Source organism: Microbacterium xanthum (assembly GCF_034531355.1).
Taxonomy (GTDB): Bacteria; Actinomycetota; Actinomycetes; order Actinomycetales; family Microbacteriaceae; genus Microbacterium; species Microbacterium xanthum.
Genome location: NZ_JAWHUE010000001.1, coordinates 168,584 through 185,013, shown reverse-complemented (window position 1 = coordinate 185,013; position 16,430 = coordinate 168,584). Strand labels below are relative to the sequence as shown.

The window sequence follows — 16,430 nt, the reverse complement described above, 5'->3', positions numbered from 1 at the left end:
TCAGCCGCCCGCGAAGGGCGGCAGGACATCGACGGTCGCCGCCTCCGCGAGGCGGGTGTCCTCACCGGCCCGCACGCCGTCCACGAGGAATGCGCAGCGGGGCAGCACCGCAGCCAGCGGCGGGTGCGAGCTGGTGAGCGCGACACGGAGTGCGGCGATGTCATCCGCCGCGAACCTTCCCGAATCCATGCCCGCAGCCTCCTCGGCCGCGGCGAAGAAGCGAACCGTCACCTCGGCGGCCGCGCCCGATGTCGCGGCGGTCAATCCTGCCCCTCCCAATCGTCGGCGAGTTCCGACAGGGCTGCGAGGGCCTCGGCGATATCGGCCCTCGTGCCCCCCTCCCGGGCCGCGACGAATCCGGCGACGAAGGTTGCGAGGGGAGCGGCCGGTCGGGCGATGGCGTGGGCGGCGTCGCGGGCGAGGCCGAGGACCTCGGCCGTCGGCACGGCATCGCTCTCGAGATCGAAACGGTCCCGCATGGCCGCGACCCACGTGTCGAGGTCTTCGGGGCTCAGGTGCGTCGGTGAGTCTGCCATGTCGTCCTCCGTTCCACGGGCGCCGTGCGCCCTGCCTCCAGCTTCGTGCAGATCGCCTCTGGTGTCCACGTCCGAGACATGGCCGGGAGGGACCCGCGGAGCGGTGCATGCCATCGTGCGCATAAGCGACCGGACCGACGCGTCCGTCAGATCCCCGCGCACGCGGACGGCGTCGCGGAGCGCGGCGGTGCGATACCGTGCGGCCAGCCATTGCTCCCGACCCGCATCGTCGATCGGCACGACGGCATCCGCATCCTCGGGCACGGCGCCGAGGGCGGCGACGGCCTCTCGTGGATGCCGCAGATCACACGCCAGCACCACGACCTCCTCGGCGCCGACGGCATCGACACCGGCGCCGATCGCGGCGGCGGGGCCGGCGAAAGCCGGTCGCTCTCGTCGCCAGATGACCGGAGGGTGCGCCCGCAGCGGCCGTTCCGGACCGACCACGACGACGCGCCCCGCACCGGCATCGTGTGCCGCATCGACGACTCGTTGCAGGAGTGTCTCACCGTCGAGGACGGCGAGACACTTGTCGGCACCGAACCGGGTCGACCGTCCGCCGGCGAGGACGATCGCATCCAGCAAGGGGCTCATTCCTCCCCGCGCGACCACTCGCCGGACCGGCCGCCGGTCTTGGCCTCCAGTCGCACCCGTTCGATCTGGACGAAGCGGTCCACGCCCTTGAGCATGTCGACGATGGACAGGGCGGCCACCGAGACGGCGGTGAAGGCCTCCATCTCGACGCCTGTGCGGTCGGCGGTACGCACGGTCGCCCGCACCGTGACGCCGTCGTCGACGATCTCGAGGTCGATGGCCGCGCCGTGCACGCCGATGATGTGGGCCAGGGGGAGCAACTCCGCCGTGCGCTTGGCTCCCTGGATGCCCGCGATCCGGGCGACGGCGAGCACATCCCCCTTCGGAACCGTGCGGTCGCGCAGTGCCGCGACGGCCGTTTCGGAGCAGCGCACGAAACCGCTGGCCGTCGCCGCGCGGACCGTGGGCTGCTTGGCGGTGACATCGACCATGCGGGCGTGGCCGTCGTCGTCGAGATGGGTGAAGGGCTGCGCGCTCATGAGACCAGCATGACAGCGACGAGGTCGCCCGCCGCGACGGAACCCACCTCGGCGGGGATCACCGCATAGGCCTCGGCGCGGGCGAGCCCACCGGCGAGGTGGGATCCGGAGCCGCCTGCGGTCGCGGGGGCCACCGTCCACCGCCCGGGGTCGCTCCGGTCGATCGCCGCGGGAAGGTACTGGCGTCGATCGGGCGGGGTACGCCATCCGATCGACGTCGGGAGCCGGATCACCGGACGATCCAGGTTGCGACGGCCCTGCAGATGCCCCAGCGCGGGGCGCACGAAGGTCTCCCACGACACGGCCACGCTGACCGGGTTGCCGGGAAGGCAGAACACCGGGATGCCGGAGTCCAGCGCGCCGAACCCCTGGGGTTTGCCGGGTTGCATCGCCACGCGGTCGAAGCGCACGCGGTCGCCCTCGAGGACGTCCCGCACCACCTCGTACGCCCCGACGCTGACGCCGCCGGTGCAGACGACCACATCGGCCCCGGCATCCGCCGCCGCGACGAGGCTGGCCCCGAAGGCGTCCGGGTCGTCGGCGACGCGGGCGGTGTGCACGACCTCGGCGCCGGCCTCGGCGGCGAGTCCGGCCAGGAGGGTCCCGTTGGACTCGGGGATCTGCCCGCGTCGGAGCTCGCCGCCGGGCATCACCAGTTCGCTCCCGGTGGAGACGATCGCCACCCGCACGCGCCGGTGGACCGCCACGCGCGCGACGCCCGCGGCGGCGAGGGCAGCGAGGTGGAACGCGGTGAGTTCTTCGCCGCGGCGCACCACGACGTCCCCCGCGGCCAGGTCGCCGCCGCGCCGGCGGATGTGCTGCCCGACGCGAGCGGAGACGGTCACGTCGGTTCGGGTGAGGGAGTCCTGCAGGGCCGCGAGGGTGTGCTCGACCGGGACGACGGCGTCGGCGTCGGTGGGGACCGCGGAGCCGGTCATGATGCGCGCCGCTTGCCCGGGGGCCAGCGGCGGGTCTTCGGGGGAGCCGGCCGGCAGGTCGGCGACGACCTCCAGGGGGACGGGCGACTCGGCGGTGGCGGTGACGAGATCGGCGCTGCGCACGGCGAATCCGTCCATCGCGGAGTTGTCGAACACCGGGATGTGCACGGCAGCTCGCGCGTCGGTTGCGCTCGTGAGGCCGTGGGCCTGGGCCAGCGGCAGCGACTCGGATGGCAAGGCGACGAGGGCGTCGAGGATCCGTGCCCGGTGCTGCTCGACGGTGAGAAGAGAGCTCATGTGACGATCATCCTCCGGCCACCGTCGTCGCATCGTGTCGGGTGGCGGCGCGCCACGCCGCCATGCCGCCGTCGAGCACGCTCGCCTCGATGCCGGCGGATCGCAAGGCGTCGGCGGCGCGTTCGGCACGGGGGCCACGTTCGCAGACGACCACGACGGGGGACTCGGTCTGGGCGGTCGGGTCGGCGAGGACGCGGGCGAGCGGGACGTGACGAGCGCCCGGCACCATGCCGGTCGCGACTTCGTCCGCCTCGCGGACATCGAGCACGGCCGGCGGGGCGTGACCGTTGAGGCTCGCACGCAGCTCGCCGACGCTCAGACGCCCCGCGGGAGCGGACGCATCGGTAGGCGGGACCGCGGATGGGCGAAGCGGAAGCTCGCGCTGACGCGCGCCGAAGGCGTCGATGACGCAGATGCGGCCGAAGAGCGGCTCGCCCACGCCGATGAGGAGCTTGACGGCTTCGGAGGCCATCAGGGCGCCCGCCTGCAGGCAGAGCGGCCCGAGCACCCCGGCGGTGGCGCAGTTCGGAGGCTCGCCTGCGGAGCCGGGCGGGAACAGATCGGCCAGGCGGATGCCGGAGGCCGGAGCCGGCGGAGACGCCCAGAACACGGTGACCTGCGCGAACCCGGCGAGCACGGAGCCCCAGACGAGCGGGATGCCGAGGTCAGCGCAGGCGGCGTCGACGACGTCGCGTGTGGCGAAGGAATCGCTGCCGTCGATCGCGAGGTCGCACCCGTCCAGCAGCCGCTCGGCGTTGTGCGCGCCCAGGCGTTCGGTGACCGCCTCCACCTCGATCGCGGTCGACAGTGCGCCCGCCCGGTCCGTCGCGGAGGCGGCCTTGGACGCGCCCACCGTGGTCAGGTCGTGGATCACCTGGCGTTGCAGGTTCGACAGCTCGACGTGGTCGTCGTCGATGATGCGCAGCATCCCGACCCCCGCCGCCGCGAGGGCGAGGATGACCGGACTGCCGAGCCCTCCCGCACCGATCACCGCCACGCGCGCGGCCGCCAATCGTCGCTGGCCCGCGTCGCCGATCTGCGGCAACGCGCGGTGCCGAGCCGTACGCGAGAACTCGTCCGGCGTGAGCGCGTCGACAGGGGCAACGAGCGGCGGGAAGGTCATGGCACCACGCTACGCCGGATCACGCGTCGAGCGTTCGGCTCGGCGGCCGTGGGTGCGGGCAGCCGTCGTGGCGGCCGAGCTGCTGGCCGCGGGCGTCTCCGCCGAGCGGGAATGACGCGCCTCGCCACCGACGTTGCAGAGAGCATGACCGACTGGGCCACGGCGAAGCCGTACTTCGAGACCGACGCGATCGCGCACCTGGCCACCTTGATGACGGACGGATCACCGCACTCGGTGCCCCTGTGGGTCGGTGTCGAGGGCGACCTCCTCGCGCTGTTCACCGAGACCGACACCCTGAAGGACCGCAACCTCCGCCGGGATCCCCGTGTCGCGATCTCCGTCACGGCCCCCGATGACCCGTACTCCATGGCGTTCGTCCGGGGTACCGCGCGGGAGCGCATCGCCGGCGACGATGCGCTCCCCTTTGTCGACCGCATCGCACGGCTCTACACGGGCGAGCCCTACGGGATGCGGACGGGGCTCGCGGTGTGGCTCATCGAGCCGGTGAAGGCCTGGTCGCGCGCCTACGACGAGTGATCCTCGCGGGGCATCCGGCTCCGACGCGAGCGTGTTCGTCACGTCGAAACATGACGCCTCGGGAGCGTGGACCGCGCACCGGTTTTTTCCGCTCTTGCGGTGATAATGTTCTGAAATGACCGTATTTCGGGTTTCTGAGGCGGCGTCGTTGCTCGGTGTGAGCGATGACACCGTGCGGCGCTGGATCGATGCCGGACGAGTGGAGACCGTCGCAGGTTCACCCGTCCGCGTCGACGGCGTCGGCCTCGCGGCGCTCGCGGTCGAGACGGCCCGCGCCGCGGAAGACCCGAGCGGGGTCGCCCGCAGTGCGCGGAACCGGTTCGTCGGTCTCGTGACCCGCATCGAAGCCGACGGGATCATGGCGCAGGTGGACATCCAGGCAGGCCCGCACCGCGTGGTCTCCCTTCTCTCCCGGGAGGCCGTGGACGAGATGGGATTGGCCGTCGGGTCTCTCGCCGTCGCCGTCGTGAAGGCGACCAACGTGATCATCGAGACACCGCGATCGTGATGCGGCGGTCGATGGCGGCGATCATCGGGACGGTCGCGCTGGTGCTCTCCGGCTGCGCGGCTCCGGCGGAGGACGGTTCCCTGCGCATCTACGCGGCGGCTTCACTTCGGAACGCCTTCGACGATCTCGTCGAGGGATTCGCCGCGGCGCACCCCGACATCCCCGTCGCGCCGGTCGTCTACGACGGGTCCTCGACCCTTGCCACCCAGATCCTCGAATCGGCGCCCGCCGATGTGTTCGCCTCTGCAGACGAGACCACCATGGCCTCGGTCGTCGATGCCGGGCTCGGGTCCGACCCGGTGCGTTTCGCGACGAACACCCTCGTCCTGGTCGTTCCGGAGGGCAACCCCGCCGGGCTCGCCGGACTGGCGGATGTGGCGGAGCCGGAGGTGTCCTTCGTCCGCTGCGCCGACGAGGTGCCCTGCGGCTCAGCCGCGCTGCGACTGCTCGACGCCGCCGGGGTCGACGCGGAGCCGGTGAGCCTCGAGCAGAACGTCACGGCCGTGGTGACCAAGGTCGCCGCGGGGGAGGCCGACGCCGGCCTGGTCTACGGCACCGATGCGATGGCCGAGCCTCGGGTGGCCACCATCTCCGTGCCCGGCAGCGACGACGTCGTCAACCACTATCCGATCGTGGCGGTCGATCCGGACGACCCCGCGGCCGCGCTGTTCGTCGCCTATGTGCTCTCGGCCGCCGGGCGAGCCGTGCTCGCGTCCTACGGATTCGGGACGCCCTGATGGCAGGCCGCGGAACGGAGCGGTTCCTGCCGCCGGTGCTCGCCCTGCCAGCCGTCGTCGGGCTCGCGCTGCTGGTGGTACCGCTGGCGGCGCTGCTCGCGCGTGTGGAATGGCCCACCCTGTGGAGCGACATCACCTCCCCCGACGCGCTCGCCGCCCTCCGGCTGTCCGTGCTGACCGGGCTCGCGGCAACGGCATGCTGCGTCGTCCTGGGGGTGCCGCTGGCCCTGGTGATCGCGCGCGCCGGCGAGCGACTCGCCGGGTTGCTCCGAGCGATCGTCACCATTCCCCTCGTCCTTCCACCCATGGTGGGAGGGGTCGCCCTGCTGTACCTGTTCGGACGCTCGGGCCCGGTGGGCGGGATGCTCGCCGGGTGGGGGGTGGCCTTGCCGTTCACGACCGCGGCGGTGGTCATCGCCCAGACGTTCGTGGCGCTGCCATTTCTGGTGCTCGCCCTCGAAGGCGCCCTGCGCACCTCGGGCACGCGCTACGAGACCGTCGCCGCGACCCTCGGCGCGGGCCGATGGCGAATCCTGTGGCGGGTCACCCTCCCGCTGGCGCTGCCGGGCATCGTCACGGGGATCGTGCTCGCCTTCGCCCGCGCGATCGGCGAGTTCGGCGCGACGGCCCTGTTCGCCGGGAACGCCCCCGGCGTCACCCAGACGATGCCGCTGGCGATCTACACCGCCTTCAACGGCTCGGGGGTGGGGCAGGGGACCGCGGTCGCCCTGTCTCTGCTGCTGCTGGTGACCGCGGTGGCCGTGCTGCTGCTGGTGCGCGGCTGGCGACCGGGAGCGACGCGATGACGACTCGGAGCGGCGTCGCACTCGATGCGGCGGTACGCGTGGAACGCCCCGGCGGATTCGTCCTGGACATGGCGATCGCGGCGGATCCGGGCGAGATCGTCGCCGTGCTGGGCCCGAGCGGCGCGGGCAAATCCACCCTTCTGGGCGCCCTCGCGGGCCTGGACCGCCTCGATGCCGGGCACGTCCGTGTCGGCGATCGCACCGTCTCCTCGCGGGAACGGCATGTCCCGCCCGCGCACCGCGGCGTCGCGCTCCTCGGGCAGGATTCCCTGCTGTTCCCGCATCTGACGGCACGCGAGAACGTCGCCTTCCCGATGCGCGCCGCCGGCGTGCCCCGGGCGATCGCGCGGGATCGAGCCGACGACTGGCTCGACCGCCTCGGCCTCGCCGGCCTCGGTCCCCGTCGTCCCGACGAGCTCTCCGGCGGTCAGCAGCAGCGTGCGGCGCTCGCCCGCGCGTTGGCGGCCGAGCCGCATGTCGTGCTGCTGGATGAACCGCTGACCGGGCTGGACGTCGAAACGGCGTCGGAGATCCGCGAGGTCCTCCGCCGCCAGGTGCGCGCCGCTGAGGTGACGACGGTGCTCGTGACCCACTCGGCGGTGGATGCGGCAGCGCTCGCCGACCGGATTTTCGTCGTCGAGGCCGGCATCGTCACCCAGCGCGGTCCCGTCGCCGAGGTGCTGCGCTCGCCACGGACCCGGTTCGCGGCCGCGGTGGCGGGCGTGAACCGGGTCGAAGGGGCCGTGCGCGCGGGACAGTGGGCGGATGCCGCCGGCGCCGGCATCCGGATCCCCGCGCCGGGTACCGCGGATGGACGAGCCCACGCCGTGTTCGCCCCCCGCGCGATGCGATCGGCGCGCACACCCGGCGGGCCTGCGGCGGCGGGCGACGTCGTCGCATGGACGGCCCGCGTGCGCCGCATCGAGCCGGTGCCGTTCGGCGCGCGGGTGCACACCACCTCCCCCGATACAGCGGTCGAGGTGACCGCCGACGCGCTCGCCGACGGCTCCTGGGAGGTCGGATGCGAGGTCTGGCTGAGCGTGGACCTCGCCGCGGTGAGGGTGGTGCCGGCCGGCGCCGCCCCGGGTAGCCTGTCGCCGTGACCGGCATCCGCCCCTACCGCCCCTCCGATCGCGGGGCGGTCGCCGACGTCTGCGTGCGCACGGCCGATGCCGGGGGCGATGCCACCGGTCTGTTGAGCGACGACTCGATCTGGCCGACCGTGTTCGTGCTGCCGTACGTCGATCGGCATCCCGACCTGGCCTTCGTCCTCGTCGACGACGAGGACACGGCGGTCGGGTACGTCGTGTGCGCGCCCGACACGCGGGACTTCGAAGACTGGTTCCATGACCGGTGGTGGCCCGCGCACGGCAGCAAGTGGCCGATCCCGGCGGCGGAGGGCGATCGCGAAGGCGGCGTCCTCGGCTACGCCGCCGCTCGGCGCGCGGGTGCCGAGCCTTACGGCGACACGCATCCGGCGCACCTGCACATCGATCTGCTGCCGGAGGTGCAGGGGCACGGGTGGGGTCGTCGGCTGGTCGAGACGCTCCTCGACGCGCTGCGTGGACGAGGGGTCACCGGCCTCCACCTGGTCGCGAGCGCCGACAACGCGGGGGCGCTGGCCTTCTATCGGCGGCTCGGCTTCGAGGCGGTTCCCTCGCACGCGGGGGTGCAGGCGTTCGCGATGAATCTGCGCACCCCGCCCGACGTGCCCGTCAAGCCCCCGGGCGGGGAATCTCGGCGGGCGTAGCCTCGCGGTCATGGACGATCTCTCCTCGCCCACCGGCCGCGAACCGGCCCTGCAGGCCCATCCCCGCGCCGACGGCACATCGCGCCGGGCACTCGTGCTCGGCGGAACCGGCTACATCGGCGGGCGGTTGGTGCCGCGCCTGCTGGCCGCGGGCTATCGGGTGCGGCTGCTGGCCCGAGACGAACGCCGCGTCGCGGCCTTCCCCTGGGGTGACCGCGTCGAGGTCGTCGAAGGCAGCGCCACCGACGTTGAGGCCCTCACGGAGGCAGCCGACGACGTCGACGTGCTCTTCTATCTGATCCACTCGATGGGTGCCGGACGTGATTTCGAAGACGCCGATCGTCGCGCCGCGCAGGCCGTCGCCCGGGCTGCCGAGACCGCGGGCGTGGACCGCATCGTCTATCTCGGCGGCCTGCATCCCGAGGACGCGGACCTGTCGCCGCACCTGCGATCCCGCGTGGAGGTCGGCGAGGTCTTCCTCGACTCGTCCGTTCCGGCCCTGGTGCTGCAGGCAGGCGTGGTCATCGGTTCCGGCTCGGCGTCGTTCGAGATGGTCCGACACCTCACCGAAGTCCTTCCCTACATGCCGGCACCGCGATGGGTGCGCAACCGCATCCAGCCCATCGCCGTCCGCGATGTGCTCCACTACCTGCTCGGCGCAGCGCGCGTGGGCGGCGACGTGAACCGCGCGGTCGACATCGGTGGGCCCGACGTGCTGCGCTACGGGCAGATGATGAACGGCTACGCCGTCGAGGCGGGACTGCCGCAGCGGGCGATCGCGCCCTTGCCGGTTCTGACACCCGGGCTGGCCTCTCACTGGGTGGGATTGGTCACGCCGATCCCGGCCTCGATCGCGCGCCCGCTGGTTGCCTCCCTGCAGAACGAGTGCGTCGTCAAAGACGACCAGATCGACACCCTCATCCCACCGCCCGAGGACGGACTCATGCCCTATCGCGAGGCCGTGCGCCTGGCGCTCGGCCGGCTCGATTCCGATCAGGTCGAGACGAGCTGGCGCGACGCCGACCTGGTTGGTGTGCCCAGCGATCCACTCCCGAGCGACCCGGACTGGGCCGGGCGCACGGTCTTCACCGATGCGCGGACGGCGGTGACGGATGCACCCGTCGAGCAGCTCTGGAGCGTCATCGAGGGCGTCGGCGGCGAGAACGGCTGGTACTCCTCGGGCCTGCTGTGGGCGATCCGTGGGTGGATGGACCGCCTGGTCGGCGGTGTCGGCCTTGCACGCGGACGGCGCAGCCGCGCGCGCCTGAGCGTCGGGGATGCGCTGGATTTCTGGCGCGTGGAGGCGATCGAACCAGGTGAACTCCTGCGCCTGAGGGCGGAGATGAAGGTGCCCGGGTCGGCGTGGCTCGAGCTGCGCGCCACCGCCGACGGCGACGGTGCCCGGTACGATCAGCGGGCGATCTTCTTCCCGCGAGGCCTCACCGGACGCCTGTACTGGCTGGCGGTTCTGCCCTTCCACGGGCTCATCTTCACCGGTATGGCCGCCCGCATCACGGCCGCAGCCGAGGACCGTGCCGCGGCCGCATCCGGGGCGTGACGTTCAGGCGACGATCTCTCCGTGTCGCAGTGTCACGGTTCGGTCGACCAGTCCGTCCGGAACGCGCACATGAGAGATCAGCACGACGGCCTGATCCGGCCGTGTCGCTCGCAGCAAGTCGGTGAGCAGCGCATCGGAGACGGCGGGGTCCACGCCGGCGGTGGGCTCGTCGAGGACGAGGACGGGGAACCCCCGCAGCAGCGCCCGCGCCAGCGCGAGGCGCTGCGCCTGGCCGCCCGAGACGAGCTGGCCGCGTTCACCGACGCGGGCGTCCAGGCCGCCTCGCCGTCGAAGCCATGCTCCCAGGCCCACACGCTCGAGCACCGCCTCCAGGTCCGCATCGGTCGCGCGGTCTCGGGCGAAGAGCAGATTCTGTCGGATGTCCTCGTCGAAGAGCATCGGATGCTGCTCGCACAATCCGACGGTGAGGCGCACGTCGTCGGGTGCGAGGTCGGTGACCGCTCGGTCGCCGAGACGGTACTCGCCCTCGACCTCGAGGAACCGGGCGAGGACGTGCGCGAGAGTCGACTTGCCGGCGCCGCTCGAGCCGACCACCAGAACCCGTTCTCCCGCTGCGACGTCGAGGTCGATATCGCGCAACGCGGGCGTCGCGGCGCCGGGCCACGTGGCCGATACGCCGCGCAGGTGCAGACCGTCGCCGAGCGCCGGCGCGGTCCCGGTTCCGACCGGCTCGGCGGGGAGCTCGGCGGGAATGCGATCGGGAACGGCCGCGGCGATGCGCTCGGCCGCGCCTCGCACCTGTCGCCACGACGCGGCCGCGAGCGGCACGGCGGAGAACACCTCGAAGACCGCCATCGGCACGAGCACCGCCACCGCCAGGCCCGGCCCGCTGAGGGTCCCGTCCGCCAGGAGCGGGGCACTTGCGACCACGGCGGCCAGAGAGGCCAATCCCGCTAGGAGGGAGACGATCGCGGCGGTGCCCGCCTGGGCGCCGCTGCGTCGCACGACGGCGCGACGCAGTGCCCGGTCCGCGTCTCGCACCGCGGCCCGACTGCGGTCCGCGGCGCCGAAGGCGATCAGGACGTCCAGGTTCGCGAGGTGATCGAGGACGGCGTCGGCGAGGCGTCCCCGCAAGGGGGCGATGTCGCGCTCGGCGCGTGATCCCGCGATCCAGCCCCACGCCCATGCGGTCAGCCCGGCGGCCGTAAGGCAGACCAGCAGCGTCAGCGCAGCCGGCCATGCGACCACGCCGACCAGGATGACGGCTCCCACCGCGACGACCCCCGAGGACAGCAGCGGCTGCGCGACGCGAAGCGGCAGGTTCTGCAGGTCGTCGACATCGTCGACGATGCTCGAGAGCACCGAGCCCCGGCGCGTCCGGCCGAGGCCGTCCGGGGCGAGGGGGACCAGGCCGCGCAGCAGGTCGGTGCGGGTCGTGGCCAGCTGACGCAGGGCGGCATCGTGCCCGGTCAGGCGCTCCAGATAGCGGAAACAGGCACGGGCGATCGCGAAGAACCGCACCCCCACGACCGCGGCCGTCAGGTACAGGACCGGCGGCTGCTCGCTCGCTCGCACGATGAGCCATGCGCTCACGGCGAGCAGGGCGACCGCAGATGCCTCCGACGCAAACCCCGATGCCAGCGCCGGCCAGAACCGGCGCGCCGGCGGCATCGCGCCGCGCAGGACCATCCGGGTGCGCTCGCCCGGGCGGCGGGTATCCCGTGGGACGCTCATGCCGGCACCTCCCGCGGGGACAGGTCGACGACCCGATCGGCGATCCGCCGGGCGCTGTCGCGATGCGACACGAGCAGGACGACCGCGCCGGCATCGGCCTCCGCCCGCACCGTTGCCCACAGCGCCGCCTCGGTCTCGGCGTCGAGGGCTGCGCTGGGTTCATCGAGTGCGAGCACCGGCAGGTTCTGCGCGGCGCGGCGGTGGAGGGCGCGGGCGACGGCGACCCGTTGGGCCTGCCCCCCGGAGAGCCCCGCCCCCTGCACGCCGAGCGTCATGTCGGGGTCCAGGTCGTCGGCGCACGCGGCGACGAGTGCTGCGCGCACGCGGGCGTGATCCGGTGCGGCGTCCCCGAGAGCGACGTTCTCGGCGACCGTGCCGGCCGACAGGCTCGCACGCTGACCGGCCCACGCGATCCACGACGCGGCCGACAACGAGGTGACCTCGCGGCCCGCCCACGTGATCGACCCGTCGAAGTCGGCGGTGCCGAGGAGTGCGGCGAGGAGGCTGGATTTGCCGGCGCCGCTCGGCCCGACCAGGAGGGTCACGGTCCCCGGCTCGGCCGAGAAGGACACCGTGGGGAGGTCGTGGTCGCCGCGGCGCACGCGTGCGCCGCGCACATCGAGGACTCCCGTCGTTGCGGCATCCACCCGCGTCGGCGTCTGGGTCCGGCGCGCGTCTGCGGCATCCAGCACCTCGAACACGTCCGAGGTCGCGGCCACTCCCTCGGCCGCGGCATGGAACTGCACGCCCACCTGCCGCAACGGGAGATACGCCTCGGGTGCGAGCAGCAGCACGAACAGGCCGACACCGAGCGTCATCGAGCCGTCGATCAGCCGGAATCCGATCGAGACGGCGATGATCGCCACCGAGATGCTGGCGAGGAACTCCAAGGCGAACCCCGACAGGAACGACACGCGAAGCACTTTCATGGTCTCGCGACGGTAGGACTCGGTCACGCGCGCCACCGCGTCGACCGCCCGATGCTGTCGCCCGAAGACCTTGAGAGTGCCGAGTCCCTGAACGGTGTCGGCGAAGCGGCTCGCGAGGTGCTGCAGGGTGCTCCATTGCCGCGCCTGCAGCGCTTGCGTGGCCAGGCCGATCAGCACCATGAAGAACGGGATGAGGGGGAGGGTCAGCACGACGGTGAGTCCGGAGATCCAGTCCTGCCACCACATCACCGCCACCAACACCGGGGTCGCCACGACGGTCATCACCAGCTGCGGCAGGTAGCGCCCGAAGTATGCCTCGAGGGAGGCGAGGCCGCGACCGGCGGTGACCGCGAGGGCGGCCGTCGAGCGCCCCGCCAGCCAGCTCGGACCGAGAAGGTCGACGGCGTCGAGCAGTCCGTCCCGCAGCTGCGACTCCACCCGGGCGGCCGCGCGCGCCGCCAACGCCTCACGCGCCCAGAGCAGGCCCGCGCGGAGGACGACGACCGCCGCCAGCAGGGCGAGCGTCGTGGCCAGCTCCGACGCGGGGGCGCCGTCGATCACACCGGTGACACTGCGGGTGATCAACCAGGCGAAGACCACGATGACGAGGGTCTGCGCGACGGCGAGGGCGGCGATGGCGACGAAGAACCCACGAGATGCCCGCGCATAGCGAAGCAGGCGCGGGTCCACCGGCGGGGTGCGCCGCTCGGATCGTCCTGTGTCGCTCACGTCGCTTCGACCCTACTCGTTCGGATGGCGCAGGCCGCCCTCCATGCGGGAGGGCGGCCTGCGTGGGGCGCTCAGTGTGCGCTGACCGACGCGCGCTCGATGACGTCCCGGGTGACGCGCTTGCGGAACACCCAGTAGGTCCATGCCTGGTAGGCCAGGACCAGCGGCAGAAAGATCAGCGCCGCCCACGACATGATCGTGAGGGTGTAGTCGGTGCTCGAGGCGTTCTCGATCGTCAGGCTGAAGGAGGGGTCGGTGCTCGAGGGCATGACGTAGGGGAACAGCGCGAACCAGAGGGTCAGCACCGCTGCGACGATCGTCACGGCGCCCGCACCGAACGCCCAGCCCTCGCGGTCGCGGGCGTTGAAGATCAGGGACATCACGAGGGCGACCGCGGCGATCCCGGCCCCGGCGACGACGAACGCGACCAGCGGGGCTTCGCGACCGGCGGCGATGAAGATGGTCCAGACCAGGAAGACCGCCGCGACCGCGACCGTGAGCAGGCCCGAGCGCTTTGCCAGGGAGCGGGCGTCGCGGTGCACCTGACCGTCGGTCTTCAGTGCGACGAAGTACAGCCCGTGCGTGAAGAACAGCAGCAGCGTGGTGGCGCCGCCGAGCAGCCCGTACGGGTTCAGCAGCGTCAGCAGCGTCCCGGTGAACTCGAAGTCCGCGTCGATCGGGACCCCCTGCACGATATTGGCCACGGCGACACCCCACAGCAGGGCGGGCACGGCGGAGCCGATGACGATCATCCAGTCGAAGCGGCGCTTCCACTCCGCGCCGTCGCGCTGGTGTCGATACTCGAACGACACGCCGCGTGCGATGAGGGCCAGGAGGATCAGCAGCAACGGCAGGTAGAACCCGCTGAACAGCGTCGCGTACCACTCCGGGAACGCCGCGAACAGGCAGGCGCCGGCCACGATGACCCACGTCTCGTTGAGGTCCCAGACCGGACCGATCGTGTTGATGATCTGTCGACGCGAGACATCGTTCTTGCCGATGAAGGGCAGGGACATGCCCACGCCGAAGTCGAACCCGTCGAGGACGAAGTAGCCGACGAACAGAAAGCCGACGATCCAGAACCACAGGTATGCGAGATCCATGATGTGTTCCTGTCCTGCTCAGTAGACGGTGGTGGGAGTGTCCTCGACGGACACATCGTTCGGATCGGGGTCGTCGGGGCCGGGCAGTGGATCCGGGCCGTTCTGTGCGGCCTTCTTGATGAGGCCGAACTCGACCACGGCGAGGGCGGCGTAGATGAGCGTGAACGCGACCAGTGAGATGAGAACCGTCCAGCCGGGGACGTTCGGTGAGACGCCGTCCTCGGTCAGCATGAGGCTGAAGACGATCCACGGTTGGCGACCCATCTCGGTGAAGACCCATCCCACGAGGCTTCCCAGCAACGGCAAGGGTGCCGACCAGATCGCGACGCGCCACGCCCACTGCGGCACCTCGCGCGTGGCGTTCTTGCGCGTCAGCCACAGGCCGACGACGGAGATGAGGAACGCCACGCCGCCCAGGCCCATCATCCAGCGGAACGACCAGTACGTCACCCACACGATGGGCATGTAGTCGACGCCGGCGCCGAACTGCGTCTCGTACTGCGCCTGGAGGTCGTTGAAGCCTTCGACGCACCCGTTGATGTCATGCGTCGACAGGAAGGCCAGGAGGTAGGGAACTCGCAACGACCACACTTCGCGGGATGCATCCGGGGTGCCGATCGAGAAGATCGAGAACGACGCATCCGCCCCGCACTCGGTCTCCCAGAGCGCTTCGGCCGCGGCCATCTTCATCGGCTGGGTCTCGACCATCACGAGGCTGAGCTGGTCGCCGCTGATGCCGACGCCCACGAACGAGACGATCATGAACCACAGCCCGAATCTCAGCGACGAGCGCATCGTCTCGATGTGCTGGCCGCGTCGCAGATGCCAGGCCGAGACGGCGATCACGATCGCCGCCGCGAACATCCACGCGCTGGTGATCGTGTGCGGGAAAGCGGCGAGGACGACCGGATTGGTGAGCACGGCGACGATGTCGGTGAGCTCGGCGCGGCCGCCGTCGCCGGCCATCTGGTACCCGACGGGGTTCTGCATGAAGGCGTTGGCGGCGAGGATGAAGTACGCCGAGAGGGTGGAGCCGAACACGACGGCCCAGATGCTGGCGAGGTGGAGTTTCTTGGGCAGCCGGTTCCACCCGAAGATCCAGACCCCGATGAACGTCGCCTCGAAAAAGAAGGCCATCAGGCCCTCGAAGGCCAGCGGAGCACCGAAGACGTCGCCGACGAAACGTGAGTAGGCGGACCAGTTCATGCCGAACTGGAACTCCTGGACGATGCCGGTGACCACGCCCATCGCGAAGTTGATCAGGAAGATCTTGCCGAACAGGCGTGTCAGGTGCAGCCATTTGACGTCGCCCGTGCGGTGCCACACGGTCTGGAAGATCGCCGTGACCAGCGCCATTCCGAGCGTGAGGGGGACGAAGAGGTAGTGGTAGAGCGTCGTGAGGCCGAACTGCCATCGGGCGAGGAGGAGGGGGTCGAGCAGTTCCACGGGGCACCTTCCGGGTCTGGGCGCAAGAGCGGGTGGAGCAAGCGTATCCTCGTGTGGTCTGACCACACAAGGACGGCGGGCCGCGATGTCTCGGTGTCGAACTATTCCGTTAGATTCGGTGCATGGCGAGCATCGGGCCGGATGACGAGGTCGATCTGCTGATCGACGCATGGTCGAACCGGCTGCCGGACGTGGATCTGACCCCTCTGGACGTGTTCTCCCGGCTTCGCCGGGTCGCCCTCCGGCTCGGGCGCCTGCGCGCCGCCGCCTTCCGCGCCGCGGGTCTGGCCGCGTGGGAGTTCGATGTGCTCGCCGCCCTTCGTCGAGCCGACCCGCCGCACCGTCTCTCGGTGGCGCAGCTGATCGAGGCGACGATGATCTCCAGCGCCGCGATGTCCCATCGCCTCGACGGGCTGGTCGGCAGGGAGTTCGTCGCGCGCATGGCCAATCCGCTCGACGGTCGCGGCGTTCTGGTGCAGCTCACCGACGACGGAGCGCGACACGTGGACGCGGCCATGGCAGCGCTCGCCCGGCGTGAGGCCGACGTGTTGGTGGGTGTGTCGGAGGCGGACCGCGCGACGCTCGCGCGACTGCTCCGCGCCCTGCTCGACGCGCCCGTCGACTGAGGCGAGACGCGGCGCGCGAGGCGCCGTACGATGGCATCA

At 71.6% G+C, this 16,430-nt stretch carries 17 protein-coding genes; 8 read left to right on the top strand and 9 right to left on the bottom strand.

Features of this window, described 5'->3' with window-relative positions:
• The 5 genes from RZO50_RS00920 to RZO50_RS00900 are packed head-to-tail and all read right to left on the bottom strand — an operon-like array spanning position 1 to position 3,967.
• A complete protein-coding gene (locus RZO50_RS00920; RefSeq protein ID WP_322597838.1) occupies positions 1–264 on the bottom strand; it encodes a MoaD/ThiS family protein in 264 nt (87 codons plus the stop codon).
• The gene (locus RZO50_RS00915) at positions 261–1,130 is read right to left on the bottom strand and encodes an NTP transferase domain-containing protein (RefSeq protein WP_322597837.1); all 870 of its coding nucleotides are present in this window, start codon (positions 1,128–1,130) and stop codon (positions 261–263) included. The genes RZO50_RS00920 and RZO50_RS00915 overlap by 4 nt, the downstream gene beginning before the upstream one ends.
• Positions 1,127–1,609, bottom strand: coding sequence for a cyclic pyranopterin monophosphate synthase MoaC (gene moaC / locus RZO50_RS00910; RefSeq protein ID WP_322597836.1), 483 nt, complete (start codon positions 1,607–1,609; stop codon positions 1,127–1,129). The genes RZO50_RS00915 and moaC overlap by 4 nt, the downstream gene beginning before the upstream one ends.
• Complete coding sequence (locus RZO50_RS00905) at positions 1,606–2,844, bottom strand: molybdopterin molybdotransferase MoeA (RefSeq protein WP_322597835.1); 1,239 nt, start codon at positions 2,842–2,844, stop codon at positions 1,606–1,608. The genes moaC and RZO50_RS00905 overlap by 4 nt, the downstream gene beginning before the upstream one ends.
• Positions 2,845–2,851: 7 nt before the next feature.
• Positions 2,852–3,967, bottom strand: coding sequence for a ThiF family adenylyltransferase (locus tag RZO50_RS00900; RefSeq protein WP_322597834.1), 1,116 nt, complete (start codon positions 3,965–3,967; stop codon positions 2,852–2,854).
• Positions 3,968–4,111: 144 nt separating this feature from the next.
• On the opposite strand from RZO50_RS00900, the gene RZO50_RS00895 reads away from it, so the two are divergent.
• The 7 genes from RZO50_RS00895 to RZO50_RS00865 all read left to right on the top strand — a co-directional run bounded on the left by RZO50_RS00895 (position 4,112) and on the right by RZO50_RS00865 (position 9,863).
• Complete coding sequence (locus tag RZO50_RS00895; RefSeq protein ID WP_322597833.1) at positions 4,112–4,504, top strand: PPOX class F420-dependent oxidoreductase; 393 nt, start codon at positions 4,112–4,114, stop codon at positions 4,502–4,504.
• A 115-nt stretch (positions 4,505–4,619) separates the two neighbouring features.
• Positions 4,620–5,012, top strand: coding sequence for a TOBE domain-containing protein (locus RZO50_RS00890; protein ID WP_322597832.1), 393 nt, complete (start codon positions 4,620–4,622; stop codon positions 5,010–5,012).
• Between the two features lie 11 nt (positions 5,013–5,023).
• Positions 5,024–5,749, top strand: coding sequence for a molybdate ABC transporter substrate-binding protein (gene modA, locus RZO50_RS00885; protein WP_322597831.1), 726 nt, complete (start codon positions 5,024–5,026; stop codon positions 5,747–5,749).
• Positions 5,749–6,555, top strand: coding sequence for an ABC transporter permease (locus RZO50_RS00880; protein WP_322597830.1), 807 nt, complete (start codon positions 5,749–5,751; stop codon positions 6,553–6,555). Before modA ends, RZO50_RS00880 begins: the two co-directional genes overlap by 1 nt.
• Positions 6,552–7,658 (top strand): ABC transporter ATP-binding protein, encoded by a 1,107-nt coding sequence (locus RZO50_RS00875; RefSeq protein WP_322597829.1) that lies wholly within the window; start codon positions 6,552–6,554, stop codon positions 7,656–7,658. Before RZO50_RS00880 ends, RZO50_RS00875 begins: the two co-directional genes overlap by 4 nt.
• Positions 7,655–8,305 (top strand): GNAT family N-acetyltransferase, encoded by a 651-nt coding sequence (locus RZO50_RS00870; RefSeq protein WP_322597828.1) that lies wholly within the window; start codon positions 7,655–7,657, stop codon positions 8,303–8,305. The genes RZO50_RS00875 and RZO50_RS00870 overlap by 4 nt, the downstream gene beginning before the upstream one ends.
• A 10-nt stretch (positions 8,306–8,315) precedes the next feature.
• Entirely contained in the window at positions 8,316–9,863 is a 1,548-nt protein-coding gene (locus RZO50_RS00865; RefSeq protein ID WP_322597827.1) for an SDR family oxidoreductase, read from the top strand.
• 3 nt (positions 9,864–9,866) lie between these two features.
• Here the strand turns inward: RZO50_RS00865 and cydC are convergent, their stop codons facing one another.
• From cydC to RZO50_RS00845, 4 genes are all read right to left on the bottom strand, one after another.
• Entirely contained in the window at positions 9,867–11,558 is a 1,692-nt protein-coding gene (cydC, locus tag RZO50_RS00860; RefSeq protein ID WP_322597826.1) for a thiol reductant ABC exporter subunit CydC, read from the bottom strand.
• Positions 11,555–13,216 carry a thiol reductant ABC exporter subunit CydD gene (gene cydD, locus RZO50_RS00855; protein WP_322597825.1) on the bottom strand — a complete coding sequence of 554 codons (1,662 nt, stop codon included), beginning with the start codon at positions 13,214–13,216 and terminating at the stop codon, positions 11,555–11,557. Before cydD ends, cydC begins: the two co-directional genes overlap by 4 nt.
• 71 nt (positions 13,217–13,287) lie before the next feature.
• The gene (gene cydB / locus RZO50_RS00850; protein ID WP_322597824.1) at positions 13,288–14,319 is read right to left on the bottom strand and encodes a cytochrome d ubiquinol oxidase subunit II; all 1,032 of its coding nucleotides are present in this window, start codon (positions 14,317–14,319) and stop codon (positions 13,288–13,290) included.
• 18 nt (positions 14,320–14,337) lie between these two features.
• Entirely contained in the window at positions 14,338–15,765 is a 1,428-nt protein-coding gene (locus tag RZO50_RS00845) for a cytochrome ubiquinol oxidase subunit I (protein WP_322597823.1), read from the bottom strand.
• Between the two features lie 122 nt (positions 15,766–15,887).
• Here RZO50_RS00845 and RZO50_RS00840 point away from each other — a divergent pair, with 122 nt between their 5' ends.
• Positions 15,888–16,391: a MarR family winged helix-turn-helix transcriptional regulator gene (locus tag RZO50_RS00840; protein WP_322597822.1), complete on the top strand. Its 504-nt coding sequence runs from the start codon at positions 15,888–15,890 to the stop codon at positions 16,389–16,391.
• The last annotated feature ends 39 nt before the right edge of the window (positions 16,392–16,430 follow it).